This window comes from Alcanivorax sp., from assembly GCF_051117345.1.
In the GTDB taxonomy this organism is placed as follows: domain Bacteria; phylum Pseudomonadota; class Gammaproteobacteria; order Pseudomonadales; family Alcanivoracaceae; genus Alcanivorax.
In genome coordinates, this window is sequence record NZ_JBNPEC010000212.1 from 18,677 (window position 1) to 39,406 (window position 20,730).

The 20,730-nt window shown below is 57.1% G+C and carries 21 protein-coding genes; 3 read left to right on the forward strand and 18 right to left on the reverse strand.

Translation table 11 applies throughout. The features are described 5' to 3' along the window. Position 1: 1 nt before the first annotated feature. Positions 2 to 757, forward strand: coding sequence for a TetR/AcrR family transcriptional regulator (locus ACFE0K_RS13605; protein ID WP_434536573.1), 756 nt, complete (start codon positions 2 to 4; stop codon positions 755 to 757). 143 nt (positions 758 to 900) lie between these two features. Here the strand turns inward: ACFE0K_RS13605 and ACFE0K_RS13610 are convergent, their stop codons facing one another. The 4 genes from ACFE0K_RS13610 to mutM all read right to left on the reverse strand — a co-directional run bounded on the left by ACFE0K_RS13610 (position 901) and on the right by mutM (position 5,810). Further along, entirely contained in the window at positions 901 to 3,882 is a 2,982-nt protein-coding gene (locus ACFE0K_RS13610; protein ID WP_434536574.1) for an Ig-like domain-containing protein, read from the reverse strand. A gap of 23 nt (positions 3,883 to 3,905) precedes the next feature. Then, positions 3,906 to 4,421, reverse strand: a complete 516-nt coding sequence (locus ACFE0K_RS13615; RefSeq protein ID WP_434536575.1) for an outer membrane beta-barrel protein — start codon at positions 4,419 to 4,421, stop codon at positions 3,906 to 3,908. Between the two features lie 67 nt (positions 4,422 to 4,488). Continuing rightward, the gene (locus tag ACFE0K_RS13620) at positions 4,489 to 4,824 is read right to left on the reverse strand and encodes a hypothetical protein (protein WP_434536576.1); all 336 of its coding nucleotides are present in this window, start codon (positions 4,822 to 4,824) and stop codon (positions 4,489 to 4,491) included. Between the two features lie 176 nt (positions 4,825 to 5,000). Beyond that, the gene (gene mutM, locus ACFE0K_RS13625; RefSeq protein WP_434536577.1) at positions 5,001 to 5,810 is read right to left on the reverse strand and encodes a bifunctional DNA-formamidopyrimidine glycosylase/DNA-(apurinic or apyrimidinic site) lyase; all 810 of its coding nucleotides are present in this window, start codon (positions 5,808 to 5,810) and stop codon (positions 5,001 to 5,003) included. A 139-nt stretch (positions 5,811 to 5,949) separates the two neighbouring features. Here mutM and ACFE0K_RS13630 point away from each other — a divergent pair, with 139 nt between their 5' ends. Next, a complete protein-coding gene (locus ACFE0K_RS13630) occupies positions 5,950 to 7,947 on the forward strand; it encodes a hydantoinase/oxoprolinase family protein (protein ID WP_434536578.1) in 1,998 nt (665 codons plus the stop codon). Positions 7,948 to 8,136: 189 nt separating this feature from the next. Further along, a complete protein-coding gene (locus ACFE0K_RS13635) occupies positions 8,137 to 9,330 on the forward strand; it encodes a DesA family fatty acid desaturase (RefSeq protein ID WP_434536579.1) in 1,194 nt (397 codons plus the stop codon). Between the two features lie 81 nt (positions 9,331 to 9,411). On the opposite strand, the gene ACFE0K_RS13640 is transcribed toward ACFE0K_RS13635, so the two are convergent. The 14 genes from ACFE0K_RS13640 to radC all read right to left on the reverse strand — a co-directional run. Further along, complete coding sequence (locus tag ACFE0K_RS13640) at positions 9,412 to 11,214, reverse strand: hypothetical protein (RefSeq protein WP_434536580.1); 1,803 nt, start codon at positions 11,212 to 11,214, stop codon at positions 9,412 to 9,414. Further along, on the reverse strand, positions 11,189 to 11,461 hold the full coding sequence (locus ACFE0K_RS13645; RefSeq protein ID WP_434536581.1) for a hypothetical protein: 273 nt from the start codon (positions 11,459 to 11,461) through the stop codon (positions 11,189 to 11,191). The genes ACFE0K_RS13640 and ACFE0K_RS13645 overlap by 26 nt, the downstream gene beginning before the upstream one ends. Next, complete coding sequence (locus ACFE0K_RS13650; protein ID WP_434536582.1) at positions 11,458 to 12,129, reverse strand: tetratricopeptide repeat protein; 672 nt, start codon at positions 12,127 to 12,129, stop codon at positions 11,458 to 11,460. The genes ACFE0K_RS13645 and ACFE0K_RS13650 overlap by 4 nt, the downstream gene beginning before the upstream one ends. A 16-nt stretch (positions 12,130 to 12,145) precedes the next feature. Continuing rightward, the gene (locus ACFE0K_RS13655) at positions 12,146 to 13,015 is read right to left on the reverse strand and encodes a type II secretion system F family protein (RefSeq protein ID WP_434536583.1); all 870 of its coding nucleotides are present in this window, start codon (positions 13,013 to 13,015) and stop codon (positions 12,146 to 12,148) included. Further along, the gene (locus tag ACFE0K_RS13660) at positions 13,008 to 13,928 is read right to left on the reverse strand and encodes a type II secretion system F family protein (protein ID WP_434536584.1); all 921 of its coding nucleotides are present in this window, start codon (positions 13,926 to 13,928) and stop codon (positions 13,008 to 13,010) included. Before ACFE0K_RS13660 ends, ACFE0K_RS13655 begins: the two co-directional genes overlap by 8 nt. Continuing rightward, a complete protein-coding gene (locus ACFE0K_RS13665) occupies positions 13,925 to 15,085 on the reverse strand; it encodes a CpaF family protein (protein WP_434536585.1) in 1,161 nt (386 codons plus the stop codon). The genes ACFE0K_RS13660 and ACFE0K_RS13665 overlap by 4 nt, the downstream gene beginning before the upstream one ends. Before the next feature lie 11 nt (positions 15,086 to 15,096). After that, on the reverse strand, positions 15,097 to 16,287 hold the full coding sequence (locus tag ACFE0K_RS13670) for an AAA family ATPase (protein WP_434536586.1): 1,191 nt from the start codon (positions 16,285 to 16,287) through the stop codon (positions 15,097 to 15,099). Positions 16,288 to 16,291: 4 nt separating this feature from the next. Further along, entirely contained in the window at positions 16,292 to 17,464 is a 1,173-nt protein-coding gene (locus tag ACFE0K_RS13675) for a type II and III secretion system protein family protein (RefSeq protein ID WP_434536587.1), read from the reverse strand. Continuing rightward, positions 17,454 to 18,296, reverse strand: a complete 843-nt coding sequence (cpaB, locus tag ACFE0K_RS13680; protein ID WP_434536588.1) for a Flp pilus assembly protein CpaB — start codon at positions 18,294 to 18,296, stop codon at positions 17,454 to 17,456. Before cpaB ends, ACFE0K_RS13675 begins: the two co-directional genes overlap by 11 nt. 58 nt (positions 18,297 to 18,354) lie before the next feature. Then, on the reverse strand, positions 18,355 to 18,819 hold the full coding sequence (locus ACFE0K_RS13685) for a TadE/TadG family type IV pilus assembly protein (protein WP_434536589.1): 465 nt from the start codon (positions 18,817 to 18,819) through the stop codon (positions 18,355 to 18,357). Positions 18,820 to 18,835: 16 nt separating this feature from the next. Beyond that, positions 18,836 to 19,057 carry a Flp family type IVb pilin gene (locus tag ACFE0K_RS13690; protein WP_434536590.1) on the reverse strand — a complete coding sequence of 74 codons (222 nt, stop codon included), beginning with the start codon at positions 19,055 to 19,057 and terminating at the stop codon, positions 18,836 to 18,838. A gap of 478 nt (positions 19,058 to 19,535) precedes the next feature. Further along, positions 19,536 to 19,703: a 50S ribosomal protein L33 gene (gene rpmG / locus ACFE0K_RS13695; RefSeq protein ID WP_007151127.1), complete on the reverse strand. Its 168-nt coding sequence runs from the start codon at positions 19,701 to 19,703 to the stop codon at positions 19,536 to 19,538. 21 nt (positions 19,704 to 19,724) lie between these two features. Next, positions 19,725 to 19,961 (reverse strand): 50S ribosomal protein L28, encoded by a 237-nt coding sequence (gene rpmB / locus ACFE0K_RS13700; RefSeq protein WP_035248690.1) that lies wholly within the window; start codon positions 19,959 to 19,961, stop codon positions 19,725 to 19,727. 194 nt (positions 19,962 to 20,155) lie between these two features. Next, the coding region (gene radC, locus ACFE0K_RS13705) for a RadC family protein (protein WP_434536591.1) at positions 20,156 to 20,730 on the reverse strand (575 nt) is incomplete at its 5' end.

Genomic DNA, 20,730 nt, shown 5'->3' on the forward strand with positions numbered 1-20,730 from the left:
TATGATCAAGACACGGAGCGGGCGCGAACAGGCGCTGGCAGAACGCGAACAACTGTTTATTGAAGCCACCCGCCAGCAACTGTGCAACGAAGGCCTGCTCGGCATCCAGATGGCTGCCATTGCCCGAAGCTGTAATTTCGCTACCGGCACGCTGTACCACCACTTTGCCTCGAAAGAGGATCTGCTTATTGCGGTCTGCACGGAGCTGACCACGACTCGCCGGGACTACTTCCAACGCGTCGCCGACTCCGACCTCAGCACCCGTGACAAGATGCTGGCCTTCGCAGTGGCCTATGCCCTGTTTGCCCAGCACTACCCGGAACACTTCCGGCTGGAACAATATGTGATGACCGAAGTGGTCTGGCACGCAGCGTCTGCCAATCGCCGTGAACAAATGCTGGAAGCAACCCAGCCCATCGGTCGCATGGTGGAGCAGGTGGTCAAGGACGCCATGAAAAATGGCGAGCTGGAAACCCACGGCCTGGCGCCGCTGGCTTTCAGCATCGGCCAATGGTCCATGAGCATGGGCATGCACACCCTGATCCATGCAGAAGGCATACTGGACATGTATGACCTGAAAGACCCCTACCGCATGCTGCTGCGTAATATCCAGCTACAGCTCAATGCCATGCAGTGGCAACCGCTGGCAGGCGACCCGTTTGATGATGGTGAACTCGACAAAAAAGTCGACGATCTATGCGGAACACTTTTCAATGATCTGTGCACTGAAAGGCAACACTGCCTCACCTTGGGCTGATTCCGCCCATCAGAGCCTGCCCTCCTATCGAAATATGCGCTAAAAGACCTTAGGAGGCGAAACTACTCGTTCCAAGCCTTAGTTGAACCTTTACAATCTTAAAAAAAGCGGTCTCACCCTAGAGAACGAGACCGCTTCATTTGCTATGGCTCAATTCGCCTGATTGGCACGAACCTGGTAACGCTTGGCCCACTTGGAGGATTCACCGTGATTACCAGGGGCAAGTTATTCACCCCATCCGGATTTCTTGAAAAGGCAAATCCACAGTCCGTGGGTTCCGTGGTTGACCTTATCGTACACTCTGTATCGCCTGCAGATATCAACATGTCGCCAGAATCGACGGAAATAGTCGTACCCTCTTCAGGAGCATTACCATTCAGATCAGCCACTAAAGGGGCAATCGTGAAGCTCCCGACAGTATTGTAGTCAATGCCGGCAATATAACCGTTCGGTTCAACAATTACACCATCGGGCCTCAAGAGTTTCCCATCTTCTAAAACCGTTACGCCAGGAGTACTGGCCTCAACACTTGCACGAGTGTTGACATAAAATGCATCTGCCCACTCTTTTGGTGATTCAACGGTGCCACCATTAAACCAAGCAGACCTTGATGCCCATTCAGCGTTAGTCAAGTCAGCCTCAGCGGTAAAGGGGTACAGTTCAACATCAGATGTAGATGACACGATCACAATTTGTCTTCTCACATAGATCCGGCAATCCCCACCTTGAGCACAATCACCGTTAATACCGTTATATTGGCCATTGCGCTGCTGGTAGCTTCCCTCATTTTCAATATTGAAGAAAACATTATTGGGCGGAACGCCGTATAAACCGGTTTCATTGGCATCCACGAATGGATCTGGCAAATCCACATATACGCGATCACTGTTATCCGCCGCTGTCCCCCAGATTGAATCACCATTCGTGTCGATGAACGATTCCACTCCAGGCGTATAGACGAGCACCGTACTGCGACCGAACCGATCATGCAGACCACAATAACCCCGGGCAACACCGTACTGCGATACAAACTCGCCCGGCTGCTGCGCGCTGGCGCATGTCCTTGTCTTCTTAAGGGGATCAAATTTCTCTTCCCGCAATCCCTGGCTATTCCAGGTCACAGAGCAGGTCCCCTCTACGGTCTGACAGCTGGACCCGATTTTACCCAGCTCCGCCACAAACTGAATGTTGGTTCCATCAGGCACGGGGTTACCAAACTGGTCCGCAGCACTTGCCGTAACCTGAGATGGCGTATTCACGAAAGAGCCGCCTGCGGGGGATGGATTTTTCGAACTAACCGCAATCCGGAAATTTTCCTGCACCGGCAAGCCAGCACTTATTGATAAAGCATTTGTGCTAGTGGTGACGGTTGGAATAGCTGTCAGCGTGGCCTGAACTGCCAGGGAGGTCGGCACAGTACCGGAATTCACCTGCACACTAACCTCACCCTGGGAGTTGCTCTGGCGGACGATTTCTGTTTGACCACCAGCAAACACAATGCCGCCGATGGTCGTGGAGAGGCTAAACGTCACATCCGCAGGAGAAGTAAGCGGCGTACCGTTCTCGTCTTTCAACAGGAATAGCAACGTCGCACTTTCCTGGCCACCCACGGATGCAGACCCTTTGATGCTCAACTGACCGTCCGCAGGGTCCGAACCAAGATATTCGATGGAGGACGGCGCCGCATTCTCGATGGCGATTGTGCCGGACTGGGCTTGAAGCTGCTCGCCGTTCACGGTTGCAAACGCACGGATACTGTCTGAATCACAACCCGCACCGGCAGTATAGGTCACCGTGACGACACCGCTGCGAGCGATTTTGCTGGCCTCCACCTGAGACGTGCCACAATTTACGCTCTGGAAAGTCACTTCCGTTTCGTCAGTGTAAGCTGTGCCCGCGGTTATATTACGGAGATGACCGGTTACAGTAATCGTGCTACCGGCAGCAATATCATCGTTGCTGAGGCCCAACACGCCTTGCTGGAAGCTGACTCCATCATCGAAACCAAATTGCACTTCGTCCTGAACCGCATTGAAAACCCGCTCTTCGACCACGGTCTGGTTATCAAAATCAGTGGTTGCCTGAAGCGTACCCGCACCAGAATCATTGCCTATATCCAGTGACACCGTTGCCTGACCTGACGCATTGGTCAGCACTTTGCCGGTGGAGGGCGACAGAGTGCCCAGATCGGTCGAGAAAACCACGATCTTGTTCTGCTGGGTCGCTCCAGAGGAGTTCCTCACCTCAACCGTAATATTTTCGGGCTGGGAAGAATTGATCTCCGTGGGCATCTGCACAAAGGAAATGGTGCCAACCTGCACATCACTGCCGGAACCATCGGTAACGAAATTCACCGTAGCGTTCAGATTGCCATAGGATGCTGCGGCTGTTGCGGCACCCGCGGAAGAACCCGCCGAGAGATTCGCGCTGGCACAGCCATTATTCTGTGTCAGCGCGGTGCCGGAGGCTGGAGAAATCACACCCAAGGAAGTCTGAAAGAAGATGACCTCACCTGGTACCGGATCACCTTCGGAGTCCACCAGGCACGCTTTTAACAGCCCCAATTGATCACGACTGACTTCGGCGATGTTCACGGTATCATTCTGGTCACGCAGCACCAGGGACAACGCATTACTGTTGTCCACCGTTCCACCACCGCCAGTAGCGTCACCAAGGGTTTCAAAGTTCACAGTGCCCAGCGCGTCGGTGTTCGGAATACCCGCCACCAGTTGACCGGCACCTTCTACGTCACCAGCGCGAAGAACAATAGTCGCGATACCGCTGGCATTCGTCAAAGCCGTACCGCCTTCTGGCGACAGTTCACCCAGTGATGCCTGGAACTCGACAATGACCCCCTCCTGGGGTACCCCATTTTGCGCAACAAGTGCTCTTACTCTTGCCGGATTATCCGCAGAAACCGGATTCATCGCGCTGCCAATGGATCCACCAGCAAGATCACTCAGACTAACGGATACGGAAAAACCGGATTCGTCACCATCGCCAGGCGTTCCACCATTTCCGGGGATCAGATCCTTGCTACTACCACCACCGCCACAGGCGGTAAGCATTAGCACCAACAGGCCCAACATAAAGCTTGCTAACAACCTCAAGGGCGCCTTATTCATCTCAGACATTTCCTTCCCCCACTTCAGAACTGATGAACCAGGCCTATTGATGGGCCTTTATAAGTTACATCCCCGATATCGTAATACTGGGTATATTCCACATTGACACCGAGGTGTTCACTAAATATGACATCGGCCCCTACACCATAGGAGACATCCTCAATGGTATTCGTGGAAGACCTGGATGCTCTTTCAAACTCTTCTTCCCCTGCAGTGAAACCTACCAATGCATAGGGACGAACCAAACCAAGCTGATAGCCAAGAGACAGATACGCGCCGGCATGGTAGTTAAAGTGATATTCCGCATTGTTTTCAGAATGATCCGACAGGGTTGTACCGAGCCGCATTTCAGCACTTACGTACTCGTTAATATGTCCACCTAAACGAACAAAGACCTCACCGGTGTCGAAACGATCACCCCGGAAGAAACGGTCATCCTGCTCCAGCTGGGTATAATTGATCCCGATAAAACCATCATCCGCTACAGTCAACGATGGCATCAGTACCAGCAAGGCGGCGGCCCCCGCAAATACTTTCATTGTTCTCTCCTTGGCGTCCACACAAAGGCCTGGACGTTTCTTTTTTTAAGGGCTGTCGGGTCGCCAGCTAGCGATCCATAGCGTTCTGTGCCGGGGTGCATCCCAGGCAGCGCAGGAATGTTGAGCGAGCCGGGGTTTTTACTAACACTTCAGCGGCTTCGTCTTCATTTTTTCCCAAAAGCGTAAAGGGCAAAGACACCGTGTAAACAGCAGTACCGACAATCGTCGCCCCCAGCATCAACGGACGCACCAGCACGGTATCGGCGATCATGGCTATTTCACCTGGCCGATTTCCTTCAATGTCGTCCATCTGACGAGCCTGGGCAGCAAGCGGAGACAGCGCCCCAAAAGCCATGCTGATCGCGAGTGCGGATGCCACTACCGGGCGCTTTGCTCGCTTCATGGTGATTCCCTCTTCGAGTCTTGATTCTTATAGTTAAAGTATCGCTGACATTGTTTCAGCTAAGTCGTTAATATTCCGACAATTGCATCACAATCTACACCTTTGTTCGTAGCCCAGCAATAGGCTGAATGATCAATTCATGACCAGCGGCGCCCGACTGCGGACCAGGTCTCATCCTAACGTTGGCATTGCGGGCAATAGCTGGTGCTGCGTTGACCATGGCGATCCGCCTTGAGCAACGACCCACACTCCCGGCAGGGCTGACCGGCCCGGCCATAGACATTCAGGGACTGAGTGAAATAGCCTGGCTGGCCATCCGCACTGGTAAAGTCTTTCAAGGTCGTGCCGCCTGCCTCGATGGCCCTGGCCAGTACCGCCCGAATCGCACCCGCCAAGCGCAGATACCGCTCCCGGGAAATTCGACCTGCCGCCCGGGAAGGATGGATTCCGGCAAGAAACAGGCTTTCCTGCGCGTAGATATTGCCCACCCCGACCACGGTGGCGTTATCCATGATGAAGCTTTTCACCGCCACCTTGCGACTTCGCGAGCGGGCAAACAGCCAGTCACCATCAAAATCCTCCCCCAGTGGTTCCGGGCCCAACGCAGCCAGTAACCCATGGGGCTCGCCTCCAGGCTGATACAGAACGCTACCGAAACGTCGCGGATCGTTGAACCGCAGCACCTTGCCACTGTCGAGCAGCAGATCCACATGATCATGCTTGCGCAACGGCAGAGCGGCCTCCACCACGCGCAGCGTGCCTGACATACCGAGATGAATCATCACCTGGCCCGCCTCCAGCTCGATCAACAGGTATTTGGCCCGGCGCCGCAGGGCAATGACCGGGCAATCCTCCAGCACATAAAGGGCATCGCTGACCGGCCAGCGTAAACGGGACTCGCGCACGATAACGCCTTTCAGAACGCGGCCCTGCAGATGCGGGCGGATGCCTCTGAGGGTGGTTTCCACTTCGGGTAGTTCGGGCATGAAGAAAGCAGTGAATAGTTAATAGTTAACAGTGAATAGTTAAAATTCACCCGCTTCAGGTATGGTAGCAAACTGGCTGACGAATGCGCCTGCCTTTTGGTTCTCGCTGTTCACTATCCACTATTAACTGTTCACTGCTATGTCCGTTTCCTACTGGCTCGGCGTCGATACCGGCGGCACATTTACCGACTTTGTGCTGCTCGGGGACGGAGAGCCGCGTATTCACAAGGTATTGTCTACCCCTTCAGCCCCCGAGCAGGCCATCCTGCAAGGCATTGCCGAGCTTGGGCTTGTCGATGCCATGGCCGCGGGCCAGCTGGCCATCGTCCACGGCACTACGGTGGCTACCAACGCGGCGCTGGAAGGCAAAGGCGCTCACACGGTGCTGATTACCAACCAGGGACTGGAAGATATTCTGCGCATCGGCCGGCAGAACCGCGCAGAACTGTATAACCTGACCCCGACACCACCGCCCTCGGTACTGGAGACGCTACCCGTTACCGGAACGCCTTGCCGGCTTGATGCCCAGGGCAAGGAAATCACACCGCTCAGTGACGAGAGCCTGTCGCAACTGGTGGAGAGGGTGCTTGGCTTCCAGCCGCAATCTGTCGCCCTGTGCCTGCTGTTTTCCTATCTGAATCCGTCCCACGAGAAACGCATCCGTCAGGCCCTGGAAGCCGCCGGCCTGCCGGTCAGTGCCTCCCACGCCATTCTGCCCACCCGGGGAGAATACGAGCGCGGCATGGCCACCTGGCTGAATGCCTGGCTAGCCCCCAAGGTAGCGAACTATCTGCAGCGCCTTCAGCAGGCGACAGCCCCCGCGCCACTGGCCATCATGCAGTCCCACGGCGGCACCATTGCCTCCGAGCAGGCTGCCGATCTGGCGGTAAACCTGCTGCTGTCCGGCCCTGCCGGCGGCCTTGCCGCCGCCAAACGACTGGGTGAGCAGCTTCAGCAGCCGCAACTGATGACCTTTGACATGGGCGGCACCTCCACGGATGTGGCATTGCTGGACGGCGACCTGCGCCTTACCCAGCAAGGTCACATTGGCCCCTACCCAGTGGCGGTCCCCATGGTCGACATGCATACCATTGGCGCCGGAGGCGGCTCGCTGGCCTATGTGGATGATGCCGGACTGTTGCATGTGGGGCCACATTCCGCCGGCGCCGACCCGGGGCCCGCCTGCTATGGCCGTGGCGGCGACCGGGTCACGGTCACCGATGCCAATGTGGTACTCGGCCGTCTGCAGCCGGATTTCGCCCTGGGCGGGTCTCTGACACTGGATACCACTGCCGCCCGAAACGCCATGCAAACACTGGCGATGCAGCTGGGGCTCGGTGTGGAAGACACCGCTGAAGGGGTACTGGCTCTGGCCAATGAACACATGACCCAGGCCCTGCGGGTGATCTCCATCCAGAAAGGCTTCGACCCGGCGGATTTTGCCCTGCTCAGTTTTGGCGGGGCCGGCGGCCTGCACGTCTGCGCCCTGGCAGACAATCTGGGCATGCGCCGGGCCATTGTCCCCCGTCGTGCCGGCGTCCTCTCGGCCGAAGGGCTGGTGTATGCGCCACGTAAACGCGAGCTCCTCCAGGCGCTGCCCGAAGCCGCTGACAACACGGCACTGCAATCGCTGATCGCTGCCCTGCAACAGCAAGGCGGCAAAGAACTGATTCACGAAGGTGTGCCTGCCCGCGACATTCAGCACCAGGTCTTTGTGGATATGTGTTACCAGGGTCAATCATCCGTACTACAGATTCCCTGGCAGAGCGCCGCCGCAGAGCGGGAAAAACGGTTCCACGCGGCCCATGAGCAGCGTTTCGGCCATCGCCTGGCACTGCCTGTACAACAGGTCAACATCCGGGTGCAAAGCCTGGCCACCACCTCTCCACCTCTGCAGCCGCCCCTGCCTACCCGCACCGGCAAGGCGAGTCGACAAGTGTCGCTACCCGGCGTGGACCCGCTGGTGACCGTTTATGACCGCGATACCCTGGGCGCAGGCCAAACCCTGCAAGGCCCGGCATTGATCAGCGAAGCGGTGGGAACCACCTGGCTGGCCCAGGGCTGGCAAGCCTCAGTGGATCCGCATGGGCATTTGTTGCTGGAACGCCTGACGCCAATCAGTGAAGGCACGCTCTAAGCGCAGCACCGGGCTTTTGTGTTTTGTCTCCTGCGCCGAGCATCGGGCCCCAGGCGCTCTTTTTCCTACCGTTCATCCGCCCCTGGCCAACCCTTGGCCCGAAAGTCCGAATTTGACCCATCCGGCATCTTCTGCCTGTCATCCGGACTGGGCACAATAGGAGCTCCGTTTTTACCTTGTGCGACTTTCATGCTGAATTATCTGAGCAACGGCCTACTGGCCCCCAGCCTGGGTGCCCTGATTCTTATCACCCTGGCCATGACCCACATCACCATTGTCGGCGTCACCGTATACCTGCACCGCTATTCCGCCCACCGGGCCCTGGAACTGCATCCGGTGCTAAAACATTTTTTCCGCTTCTGGCTGTGGCTGACCACCGGCCAGAATACCCTTGAGTGGACCGCCATCCACCGCAAGCACCACGCCAAATGCGAAACCGCAGACGACCCACACAGCCCGCAAGTCAAAGGCATCAAGAAAGTCCTCAGCGAAGGGGCCGAGCTTTACCGTGAGGAAGCGGAAAACCAGGAAACCCTGAACAAGTACGGCGCTGGCTGCCCGAACGACTGGATTGAACGCAACGTCTACTCCCGCTTCCCCATGGGCGGCGTGACCCTGATGGCCGTGATCGACCTGCTGCTGTTTGGCGCCGCCGGTATCACCGTATGGGCGATTCAGATGATGTGGATTCCGCTGTTCGCCGCCGGCATCATCAACGGTATCGGTCATTACTGGGGCTACCGCAACTTCGAGTGCGCCGATGCCTCCCGCAATATTTCCCCCTGGGGCATCCTGATCGGTGGTGAAGAGCTGCACAACAATCACCACACCTACCCCAACTCCGCGAAACTTTCCGTGCGTCGTTTCGAGTTCGATATGGGCTGGGCCTGGATTCGCCTGTTTGAAATGCTGGGCATGGCCAAGGTGAAGAAAGTCGCGCCGAAACCGGCCTTCGAGAAAACCGCCAACAACGTGGACCTGGATGCCCTGCGCGGCATCATGCAGCATCGTTTCCAGGTAATGGCCACCTATCGCAAGACCGTCATCGTGCCGGTCTTCAAGCAGGAACAGGCCCGCGCTTGCGACGCCACCCGCGACTTGTATGCCCGTGCCCACGCTCTGTTCCATCGCGACATCAGCCTGATCAAGCCCGGCCAGAAAAAGCGCCTGCAGAAACTCACGGAAACCAACGAGACCCTGGATGCCATCTACCAGTTCCGCCTGCGCCTGCAGGACATCTGGTCCCAGACAAGCCGGAACTCGACAGAAATGGTGGAAGCGCTGGAGCAGTGGTATCACGATGCCCGCGAGTCCGGCATTGCCGCCCTGCAGGAGTTTGCTGACCAGCTGACCCGTTATCGGCCGGCTACGGTGTCGCACTGATCCTTCGAAACACTACAAAAAAGGCCGCAAAATGCGGCCTTTTTTTGTAGTTGCCAGATAATCATCCTCCAGAATTCGCCCTCACTGACCCTGCACCACCACAATATTTTCGATCAGTTGAACGCCCTCCTGGTTGGCTGCGCTGATATTGACACTGATCCCCCCCAAGCCGACACCCAGGGTCCTCAGCAAAGGGTTAATCACGGCTTGAGCCAGATTCGATATCACGTCGTCCAACAACTCCAACACCGGATCCAGAATAGGCTTCAATAGCGGCGTCAGGTTGATCAAGCCAAAACTGCTTTTAAGCAGCGATGCCTCATTAACTTCTACATCCAGATCAAGACCGGACAGCCCATCACCCAGATCGCTGTATCTCAACTGATCACACCCATCGACAGGATCACAATACAGATCATAGCGCGGATCCATGAATACCGTTTCTTCCACGCCGGGCACCAGACCATCCACTTCCGCGTTCAGGTAAAGTATGCCTTCAATAGGAGAAAGCAGCCCTGACAACAAGGTCAACCTGCCGACATTCGCTTCCAGCGGTTCAGGCTGTAACTCGCCATCCGAGGTCAATGTCCCGGTTACGATACGAGCCACTTCCCGCTCAAGATTAACGCCGAACTCGACGGTGTTAGCCGTACCACGGGCACAGTCAGCAGACACCAGCTGGCCTTCCCCACCACCGGCATTCACTGCCAGAGGAATCGTCAAATCAGCAAGCGAAAACGACAAAAGCCCACCAATGTTTATCGGTAACAGCTCCACATCAGCCGACAACTGCAAAGTCAGGTCCGGGGCATAAAAATGGGTAACCCATTCACCGTCCGCATCCTGTCGGGCCGGCCCCACAGCCACTGTGGGCGGTTCCCCCACGTTCAAACCCAGGTCCACAGACGTAATATTGGCAATCAACGGTATGGAAAGATCGTTGATATTCAGCGGTAAAGACAGCACCCCACCTTCTCCAGCTTGCTGTTGCTCCGCCAGATTGAGCACCAGACTGATGACCAGATCATAAACAGGAAATTCGCTGGAGTCCGGGACAGAAGCATTCTCCGCAACACTGATAATATCGGCCACCTTGATGGTCTCTATCCCCTGAGCCGCTACCAGATCATCCAGCATATCCGCCACCGGCGCAGCAGTTCCACCAACATCACGGAGTGCAGCCGCCAGGGTAGATGCCTCAAGCGGCAATAACTCCGCCAAGTCATCAACCCCAGCTGCAGAGAGCAGATCTCCCAGTTGTACCGTGGCGTTTTCAAGACTGTCCAAGTCGGTCGGGTCCAGTCCGAACCCCGGCTGATTGAGGACCACGCCGAGAAGGCTACCGAGCAAAGTGGAATCACCACCGACGCCGGCTGTACCCCCGGCAGCACTGATGGTTGCCTCCACTTCCTTACGCACGGCGGCGTTGACTGAAATGTCGATACCTCCGAACACCGATTGCGGCAGCAGCATGGATATCGGTTCGGTGCGTGTATAACTCACCAGTACTGCATTACTTTCTTCAATTAAACTAACAGGCGCGAAAGCCACCACACCATCATTGTCGCTATCTTCAATCACACCAAGCTGCACCTGCAGGGCAGTGGCATCACCCTGAAACCCTTGGACGGCGGCAGCTGCCAGTGCACGCTGTTGCACCACGGCAGAGCTTGGTGCTTGCCCACCGCATGTCTGTGCCTCCCCGGCCGCAGCCTGGGCCGCCACATTCACCTGAGCCTGCATATCGCTACGCAGGCTGTACAGGCGCGCGCCATCCAACGCCATTACCGTGAGAATAATGACGATCAACAGCAGCAGCGGGGTAATGACCGACAGGGCCCCGCGTTGCCGTAGACGGTTAATTGTCGTCTCGGGTCTGTTCACCGAAGCTTTCCGGAATCGCGGTACGGAAGGAATCCGCCAGGCGGCGCTGGGTATCCACATAAAGCGGGGCGGCCAGTTCACTTTGCCCTGCCGGCTTGGAATCGCGCTGCTGGTTAAGCAACCAGTCGGTCACTGTCTCGGATTCATTGCTGACGACCTGCCCGGAAACACCAAAGCTATAGGCTTGCTGGGGTTCTGCCGCCAGCACCGCTCCAGTCAACATGAGCATCAAGGCCAGTTTCTTCATTGTCGGGTCCTCCCGAACTGTTCACTGAGTTTCTCGGCATAGGCGATTTCATCCCCCGAGAACCCATAATTGGACTGTAACGCTTCCAGCCCCTCACGGTCATCGGTCATCAGATAGGCCACTGCCAGATTCTGACGAACCGGCCCCTTGCCATTAGCCAGCTCCAAGGCCGTGCGTAGCTCGAAAGCGGCATCTTCATAGCGCCCCACCAGCATCAGTGCATAACCGTAATCATTACGTACCTGCGACGTGGCCGGCGCAAGGCTTCGTGCACGCTCCAGATGCGATAGTGCCGCCATGACCTCATGGCGCTTGAGCAACACCATCCCCAGTCCGTGGCGGCTGCGACCATCATCACAGCGGTTGGCGAGGGTTCGATATACCTGTTCGGCCTCATCCAGCTTGCCGGAGGCTGCCAACAACTGGCCGTAGCGCAACCAGTGATCAATGGCGCTCATCGGCTTACTTTCCAGCTGCGCCAGGGCCGCATAATTGCGCCCCTTGGCCATCAGGGTATCGACCATTTCCAGATCCACACGCTGCTCTGGCTGCAATGCGTCCTTGCAGGCAATTGCTGATACATCCATTGTGCCGGGGGCCGACTCTGGTACCGACTGATGGGCACAACCCGCCAGCAATACCAGTGCACCCCAAACCATGCCACGCATGTTGTTACTCCCTTTGTTATCGTGCCAATGCATCGGCGATGGAAATCACCGCCGGTCCGCCGATCAAGATAAACAGTGCCGGCAGCATGAATGCCATCATGACCACCGTCATCTTGGCGCCGATCCGGTTGGTTTCCTCGCGGATGCGGCTACGTTCCACGTTCTGGGCTTCTTCAATAATCTGATCCAGGCTTGCCGATACACCGGCACCCAGCTGACTGCTTTGCTTCATCAGCACCACATAGCTACGCAGCACCGGAATACGTTTGTTTTCACCCAGTTCATCCAGCGCCTGGGTTCGCTCAGCGCCGGACTTCATGAGCCGGTTAAAGCGATCTATTCGCATAATGAGAATGGGCAGAAGCGGTCGACCCTGGCGGCCAATGATGCGCAACACCCGTTCAAGCGAGAGCCCCGCCTCCATCAGCATCCGCGTCATATGACAAAGCTCTACAGCTTCCAGGTTCTGTCGCAATTCAGCTTGGGCCCCCATGCCGCGAATCATCCGCCGCGGCACAATAAACCCCGCTGCCGACGCCAGCAGGCCACCCAGCAAGCCGAACACCAGAAACCCCACCAGTGCCACCAAGCCTGGCAACAGCCAGCAGGACAACAGGTAGATAACCTGGGATTGCTCCCGGCTCTTACCCATGCCCGCCAACGCCTGGCGAATCTCCTGATAATCGCCGGAAGCGATAGAGGAGTCCGTCAACGCACTGGAAAGCTTCCAGAGCCAGAACCCCCGATCCTCATCGTCCCGATGAGTACCGCTATCCTGCAAACGCTGACTGACACGCGCACGCAGTGCCCAGTCCCGAGTCTTGTATACCAGCCACAAGGACAACGCAGACAGCAGAATGGCGAGGATCAACAGCACATCATTCACGGCCCACCCCCTGGATCATTCGCCAGATCACCAGGACACCCAAACCCTGCAGGATACCGGCGATCAGCAGCATGGTATGGCCGGTATCCGTGTTCAGCAGAACCTCCGCATACTTCTCGTTTATCAACATCATGTAAGCGGCCATACCCAGTGGCAGCAGGGTAAACGCGCCGGCCGTAAAACGGGTCTCTGCAGTGGAGGCAAGAAACTCCCTGCGCAGCTCCTGTTGAGAGCGCAGCGAGCCAGCAACCTGCTGCAGAACCGGTCGAATGGAAGAACCAAACCGGGCAGAAGTACGCAAGGCAATGGAGACCAGCACCAGAGACGACACCTGGTAGAGCCGGGAAAAGTCTTCAAACAGGCCGGTGTAGTCCCGCCCGGATTCAATGGCACTGCGCAACCGGAAGGTCAACGGCGAAAATACTGGCGGCGCATCCTGAAAGGATTCCAGCAGGGACGCTTCCAGGGACCGGCCCGCGCTCATATAGCGCAAGGTGGATTCCATGATTCCGGGCAGGGATTCAAAAATCATGCGTCGTTGCTGCTGGAAGCGAAATCGCCAGTACATCCACAGGCTCGCCGCTAACAGGGCCAGTACCACGGCAGCCGCAATGAGCCCCGAAGATGCCAGCACCAGCACCACGATCAGGAAGATAACAATACCGAGTAACGACAGCTGCACCCTGGACAGGCGGATATCGGCCCGCAGCAGCAGCCGCTCCAGCGGACCCGCCACCACTCGTACCTGCCCCGGCTCACCACCAATTTCCGTGCGCTGCTGCAAACGCTGGCGCACCCGCTCGGTGAGCAGACTGCGTTGCCGGTAGCGAAACCAAACGAGCTGCATCAGCACTGTCAGCACGGCAATAATGCCGAGCATCTGCGCCATGCCGAGCAACTCCACCCCACTCATGCCTGACTCCTGTACAGGTAATCCATGTGGTAGAGGTCATTTTCCGTAGGTGTCAGCGCCACCACCTCACTGACGCGGCGGCGACCATCCGGCAGTCTTTCCAGCTGAATGATGATATCCAGCGCCGAGCCGATCAGTCGGCCGATGGCGGTTTCGCTGGCTTCATAGCCACTTACCGCCAGCAGGGTTTCGATCCGCACCAAAGCATCGCGGGTGCTATTGGCATGGATGGTGCTCATGGAGCCGTCATGGCCGGTGTTCATGGCCTGGAGCAATTCGATGATCTCGTTGGAACGCACCTCACCGAGAATAATCCGGTCCGGGCGCATCCGCAGGGCGTTGATGACCAACTCCCGGGCACTGATTCTACCCTTGCCTTCGGTATTGGCAGGGCGGGTTTCCAGACGAACCACATGGGGATGGTTAAGCACCAGTTCGGCGGAATCCTCAATGGTGAGGATACGCTCCTGGCGAGGAATATACTGGCTGATCAGGTTCAGCATGGTGGTCTTGCCGGTACCCGTACCACCACTAATGATGATATTGCGCTGCGACTCCACTGCCTTGACCATGGTGTCCAGGCACGCCTCGGTCAGGGAGCCGCTGTCGATCAGCTCCTGTGCGCTCAGGTGGTTGCCGGTAAATTTACGGATACTGATACTCGGGCCGTCCAGGGCCAGCGGAGGAATGATCGCATTGACCCGGGAACCATCCGGCAGGCGGGCATCCACCATGGGGCTGGATTCATCCAGCCGTCGCCCCAGTGGAGCCAACATGCGACGAATCACCCGCACCACATGGTCATCATTGATGAACCGCACCGATGCCTTTTGCAGCACCCCGGCCACCTCAATGAAGACGCTGTCCGGACCATTGACCAGAATATCGTTGATCCGCGGGTCTGCCAGCAAAGGCTCCAGCGGCCCGTAGCCGGTCACCTCGTCCAGCGTATCGCGCACCAGCTGATTAAGATCCTGGGTGGACAGGGGCACCCGGTTAAGAGCGATATGCTGCCCCGCTGCGGTTCGGACGAAATCCGTAAGCTGATCGCGGCCGACATTGCCTACCTCGATGCCTTCTTCATCCAGCCTCTCCACCACCCAGCGATGAGTACGATCCTTGAGGTGCTGGTACTCCGCGTCGATTCGTCCCGCCACAAGCGCTCCTGCTATCCGTTGCTACGCAGTCGTTGCCACCAGCTGTCGCCGGCACCGTTTTCCTGCTGGGACTCCAGTTTGTTCATCAACGTCTGCAGGCTACGGCTGTAACGACAGCGGGGAGACTGCTCTTGAATCGGCAACCCACTATTCATGGCCATCAGGCGATGACGCCAGTCCATAGGCAACCCACCCAGCAGACTCACTCCGGCGGTCTCCGACAGCTCATCCAGCCCCGGTGGCACCTTGCCCTCCATGCCGTCTACGACAAGATGAACCTGGCTATCGCGACCAAGATGGGAGCGCCATTCATTGCCCAGGGTCCGCACCGCATGGGCCTGGTCCACCAGCGGTTGCATGGTGATCAACAGGTGGCGAGCATGAATGCCCAGCGCCCTCACCCAGTGGCGACTCTCCAGAGTGCCCACATTAATCACGATGCGATCAAACATCTGCATCAGATGATTGAGCGCGATAAACAGATCTGCACTGCGATCTCCCTCCAGCTCTCCACTGTCGATACCGCCAGCCAGCAACCGTAGTCCCGGCCGGTACTCTTCCAGAGCGGTGCCAATTAGGGTTTCGTCCAGGGTTTCCGGGCTCGCCAGCAAATTCTCCAGGGTGTATTCGTTATGCACATCCAGATAGAAAATACCGCGCTCGGCAGGCTGAGTATCGATGGCCAGGCAGCGCTCATTGGGGAACAGACGATTTAATCCCAGCGCCACATTCTGAGCCAGAAAACGGGTATCCACAGTGGGGCTGGCTGCTGCGACAAGGGTCAGATTGCTGGTGGCCGAACGCGCCTGATCATCATAGTGACCGACCCGCAGCAACTGATGGCGACGCAAACGATCACGGACATCACCGGCTTCACTGCCAGCCACAAAACAATCCCGGGCACCAGCACGCATGGACTGCAGCAGCAATTCCTGATTGGCGCGGGCGCAGACAGTAATCACGGTCACCCAGGGACGAGCACTGGTCAGGGCAGTGATAATGGCCAGTGACTGGTCCATATCCACTTCGGAAATCTCCACCATCACTACATGGGCAGTGGTGGCTTCCAACAAACGCAGCACCCGGGTCAGATCACTGCGGCTGACCTGTTCCAGCCGGAAAGGCTCATCCACCACCCGTTCCAGCCAGGCCTCAATGCCTTCGTCGTCGCCGACGGAAAGAACAATGTCATGATCACTCATAGCATCACCAGCTCAGGCCGTGGCGAATTGGCTGGGAACCACGGCGACTTTCCGTGGCCATATCCAACCAGCCGGTACTACTGCTGTGATAGCCGGCACCGGGCAACGTTACCGGGGGCTCGGTGCTTTGTTGCGGCGTCACCAGGTGTGGCGTCACCACCATCACCAGTTCCTTGTCACTCTTTTCAATGCGCGAGGAGCGGAAAAAAGCACCCAACAGCGGAATATTGCCGATACCCGGCAGGCGGTCACTGTTGTTGATGGTATTGCGACTTACCAGACCACTAATGATGAAAGTCTCACCCGGAGCCAGAGACACGGTGGTTTCCGCACGTCGCACTCGCAGGCCCGGCACGGCCACACCACCCGTTTCTACCCCGGCGGAAAAATCCAGCTCGGACACTTCCGGCGCCACCTTGAGAATAATCTGTCCCGCATCGATCACCGTAGGAGTAAGACTCAGACCGATACCGAATTCCTTGAACTCGATCTGCACCCCAGTATTGTCACTGCGAATGGGCACCGGGAATTCACCACCTGACAGGAAACTGGCGCTCTGCCCGGACAGGCTGGTCAGCGAGGGTTCGGCTAGCGTGTAGGCAAACCCGCCAGCTTCCAGGGCATTGATAGCCAAGACGGAATTGGGACCGAAACCAAACAAATTAAACCCGTCACTGCTCAGTGGTGCCGGCACCGCTCCCGGCACCTGGAAGCCGGTCCCCGGCGTGGCAATCCCCACGGCCGACTGGCCATTGTTAAAGATATTGCTGTAACTCATGCCCAACTGGTTAAGTTCCGAGCGACTCACTTCCAGCACCCGGATATCCGTCTGCACCTGGGTACCAAAAGGCAGCGCTGACCCCAGTGTTGTTGCAACCACCACAGTACTACGCAGCGGTTTTGACTCACCACGCAACCATACCGATATCACCGCCGACCCCTCAGCCTTGGCCGTCAGCAACAGCTGCTCACTGCCGGTCACGGTAAGCGCTGCCACCTTAGGATCTGAAGTGGCCACCTTGGCTACAGCGTCCGGGAAATTCAGAACTTTCTGATCTCCAGGCGCGACCCGCATGGTGCCTTGAAGGGTTTCTGCCTGCGCCACCATGGCAAGCGACAGGGAGAACCACAGTGCCAGGCATGTCCCGGCCCCCTTCCACAACCACTTAACGCACATAGGTGCTCCTTGACTCTGATCCCTCATACACTTCCACTTTCTGACCCGGTGTCGCCCGTGGTGCAGGTGCGCGGGCCGCCGGGAACAGATCCTTGTAGTAAACCGGTTTGGCTTTCTTTTCTTCGTCACTGTCGTCAGCGGCCTTGTCCTGGCTGGCAACTACCGCCAGCCGCAGCGTGCCTTCCTCAGAAGCCAACAGCAGTGTCGGCACCTTACCCTTGGGCACCGCCAGAACCACCGTGTTGTTACGGCGCTGGGCCTCACGATCCTGATCACTACTGGCAGCCGCCATGGCGCCTTTCACCGCCAGTACCTGCAAGCTACGCAACAGCACCATGGCGGCCGGGTCATCCCGATTCGCCTTTTCAAACGACACCACCACATCCACCAGATCACCGGGTTGCAGCAAACCACCGGCCATGACCACATCGTCCACTTCCACCGCCACGGCCCGGAAACCGGAGGGCAGAGTACTGGGCAGGGTACCACCAGGTTCAAGATGATTACGGGAAAGCAGTTCGCCCGGTCGGGCGTATTGACGTAATTCCTTGCCGACCACCTTTTCATCGGCGGTCAGTACATTGGGGATGGGCGCAGGCGAAGACACTACCGCCAGCGCCTCTTCATCCAGGGAATCACCAATGTTGAGACTTTCAGTGACGACCCAATAGCGGTAACTGGGGGTTTCCTGGTCGCGCACATCCTCGCCGGAGGCGTTATCACGAACTACCAGCGATGGTGCCGGGTCGCGACTTAATCCCACCAGCGCCAATATCAGCGCAACCAATGCCACCGCCAACGCCGGCAGCATGTAGAGCAGTCTTGATCCCATGTTCTCTCCGGAACATCCCTGTCAAATATTGATTCTTTTGCCTGATCGCATCTCTAGATCAGAACGCGGCCCGGGCATCCACATCCAGTTGTGCCGGCAGGGGAGGGAAATCCCCCAGCATGCCGAAACTCAACACTGGCACAATCGGGTTGGCTTGATAGTTGGGGTATACCAGACTGCAGCGAAGCACTTCTACCCCCCCCGCAATGGTCTGCAGTGAACAAGCTGATGTTGTATCCAGGTTAGCCCTCAGGCTTTCCGGTAACTGCGCCACCAACCCAGCCAGGGCCGTATTGGCTCTTTGCGTTACAGCTGTGCCGATGCCACTGGCCTGGTTGCCGGAGCGGTCCACATACAGTGCTGTGGATACAGCAGTATCCACAGCGGCCTGCATACGATACTGGGCAAAGAAAGTCAGGCCGTAGACCGCCGCACCATAGAGCATGGCGATCACGAAAGGGAAGAGCATCAAAAACTCTAACGCCACCGCCCCTATTGCTCTTCGCCGAAGCATATAAGCCATTTATTCCTTCAAATAGTCATACATCCTGAGCATCAGTGAAGAGATCACGAAATGCGTCAGAAAGCGGATTGGAATCACCACCGAATACGGTCGCCAAAACACCCACAATGACAATGATAGCTGCAGCCAGAACAATATATTCAAGCGCACTGGCACCGCGCTGATTACACGCACGGCCCGGGAGCTGGGTGTATAGGCGGATCATCAACAAACGAAACATATCTTTAAAGGTACTCATAGTGCTCTCCGTTGCACGTCCCTTGATGTGAACATCATGTGAATGCATATGCGAAAAAATGAATTGCTTGTTTAATGCTATGCATCCGAGAAGTGCATCACAACTTTCACTGCGTAGTGTTTTGTTGCGATGTACCGCTTTCTGTAAACGTAGCACCAGAGTACCGGCGACAGCATTGCAAAAGCCCCATTCGGGCCTGAAAGGTGACGAACGGTGTTTCAAAAGCATAGAATTGCAGGTAGTTGACAGACAAACATAGTGGCTTTGTGATACTAGATTTTCTGCTGCCGCACATAGCCCCACTCGCCAGGGCGACATGCAACCCCGCAATCATGCCAACAACCCGCAACAGTTCGGCTCAAAATGGCAAACCGAACCACTACTATCCCGCACCTGATCGTATTCCAGACATAAAAAAACCCGGGACAGAATCCCGGGTTTTTTTATGTCCGTTGCCAGGCAGGCAGGAAGAAAATCGTTACTTGATCTTCGCTTCCTTGTAGGCCACGTGCTTGCGCACGACCGGATCATACTTCTTGGTTTCCATCTTTTCAGGATGGAGACGCTTGTTCTTGGTAGTGGTGTAAAAGTGCCCCGTGCCAGCAGAGGACACCAGGCGGATTTTTTCACGAATAGGACCGGCCATGGGTTAGCTCCTTAATTAGCCTTAAACACGCTCGCCGCGAGAACGGATATCTGCCAGTACGGCATCAATCCCTTTCTTGTCGATAATACGCATGCCCTTGGAGGTCACACGCAGGCGCACAAAGCGCTTCTCGGACTCAACCCAGAAACGATGGTGGTGCAGATTCGGCTCGAAACGACGCTTGGTCTTGATGTTCGAGTGAGAAACTCTGTTGCCCGTTACAGGGCGCTTACCGGTCACCTGGCAAACCTTGGACATTGTCTTGCTCCGTAAATCTTCTTGCGGGGGGACGGTAGAGCCCCGGAAAAGGCGCGTTTTATACCAATCCGCCGGTCAAGTTTCAAGCGAAATCTTGGATAATCGACCGGATGGGCCAGGATTCAGGGACTTACCTCTGCCCCGCCGAGACCTGGAAAGACGGAAATGCCGGATAAAGGACCTCGACTGCCTCACTATAACGCCCCTCTCGAGGCCAGCGACACCCAGCCACCATCACCGATTACCAGATGATCCAGCACCCGGATCTCCATCAGCCCCAACGCCTCCACCAGCCGCCGGGTGATGGCATGGTCCGACTGACTGGGTTCGGCCACACCGGAAGGGTGATTGTGAGCCAGAATCACTGCGGCCGCATTGTGCTCCATGGCCCGGCGTACCACCTCTCGCGGGTACACCGCTGCCGCATCGATAGTGCCCTGAAACAGCTGCTCAAAGGCAATCAGCCGATGCTTGTTATCCAGAAACAGGCAGGCAAACACCTCGTAAGGCAACCCGCGCAGGCGAGCGGTGAGCAACTGGCCAGCCTTGTCCGGATTATCCAGCGGCACGCCCCGCTCCAGCGGCTCAGCCAGGTATCGCCTCCCCAGCTCCAGGGCGGCCAGCAACAGCGCCCGCCGTGCGGTGCCCATACCCGGCAACCGGGCCATTCGCTCCGGCCCGGCATCCAGCAAAGCCCGCAGCCCGCCCCCCGCATCCAACATCCACCTGACCAAGCCCACCGCGGTCATCACCTGCTGCCCGGTACGCC

Excerpts from the sequence above, each read along its gene's own strand:
- ACFE0K_RS13620 (WP_434536576.1), bottom strand. The coding sequence starts at position 4,824 with ATGAAGCGAGCAAAGCGCCCGGTAGTGGCATCCGCACTCGCGATCAGC.
- ACFE0K_RS13635 (WP_434536579.1), top strand. The coding sequence starts at position 8,137 with ATGCTGAATTATCTGAGCAACGGCCTACTGGCCCCCAGCCTGGGTGCC.
- mutM (WP_434536577.1), bottom strand. The coding sequence starts at position 5,810 with ATGCCCGAACTACCCGAAGTGGAAACCACCCTCAGAGGCATCCGCCCG.
- ACFE0K_RS13670 (WP_434536586.1), bottom strand. The coding sequence starts at position 16,287 with ATGAGTGATCATGACATTGTTCTTTCCGTCGGCGACGACGAAGGCATT.
- ACFE0K_RS13660 (WP_434536584.1), bottom strand. The coding sequence starts at position 13,928 with ATGAGTGGGGTGGAGTTGCTCGGCATGGCGCAGATGCTCGGCATTATT.
- rpmG (WP_007151127.1), bottom strand. The coding sequence starts at position 19,703 with ATGGCCGGTCCTATTCGTGAAAAAATCCGCCTGGTGTCCTCTGCTGGC.
- ACFE0K_RS13685 (WP_434536589.1), bottom strand. The coding sequence starts at position 18,819 with ATGGCTTATATGCTTCGGCGAAGAGCAATAGGGGCGGTGGCGTTAGAG.
- ACFE0K_RS13615 (WP_434536575.1), bottom strand. The coding sequence starts at position 4,421 with ATGAAAGTATTTGCGGGGGCCGCCGCCTTGCTGGTACTGATGCCATCG.
- ACFE0K_RS13605 (WP_434536573.1), top strand. The coding sequence starts at position 2 with ATGATCAAGACACGGAGCGGGCGCGAACAGGCGCTGGCAGAACGCGAA.
- ACFE0K_RS13645 (WP_434536581.1), bottom strand. The coding sequence starts at position 11,461 with ATGAAGAAACTGGCCTTGATGCTCATGTTGACTGGAGCGGTGCTGGCG.
- ACFE0K_RS13650 (WP_434536582.1), bottom strand. The coding sequence starts at position 12,129 with ATGCGTGGCATGGTTTGGGGTGCACTGGTATTGCTGGCGGGTTGTGCC.
- ACFE0K_RS13675 (WP_434536587.1), bottom strand. The coding sequence starts at position 17,464 with ATGTGCGTTAAGTGGTTGTGGAAGGGGGCCGGGACATGCCTGGCACTG.
- ACFE0K_RS13690 (WP_434536590.1), bottom strand. The coding sequence starts at position 19,057 with ATGAGTACCTTTAAAGATATGTTTCGTTTGTTGATGATCCGCCTATAC.
- cpaB (WP_434536588.1), bottom strand. The coding sequence starts at position 18,296 with ATGGGATCAAGACTGCTCTACATGCTGCCGGCGTTGGCGGTGGCATTG.
- rpmB (WP_035248690.1), bottom strand. The coding sequence starts at position 19,961 with ATGTCCAAGGTTTGCCAGGTGACCGGTAAGCGCCCTGTAACGGGCAAC.
- ACFE0K_RS13630 (WP_434536578.1), top strand. The coding sequence starts at position 5,950 with ATGTCCGTTTCCTACTGGCTCGGCGTCGATACCGGCGGCACATTTACC.
- ACFE0K_RS13610 (WP_434536574.1), bottom strand. The coding sequence starts at position 3,882 with ATGAATAAGGCGCCCTTGAGGTTGTTAGCAAGCTTTATGTTGGGCCTG.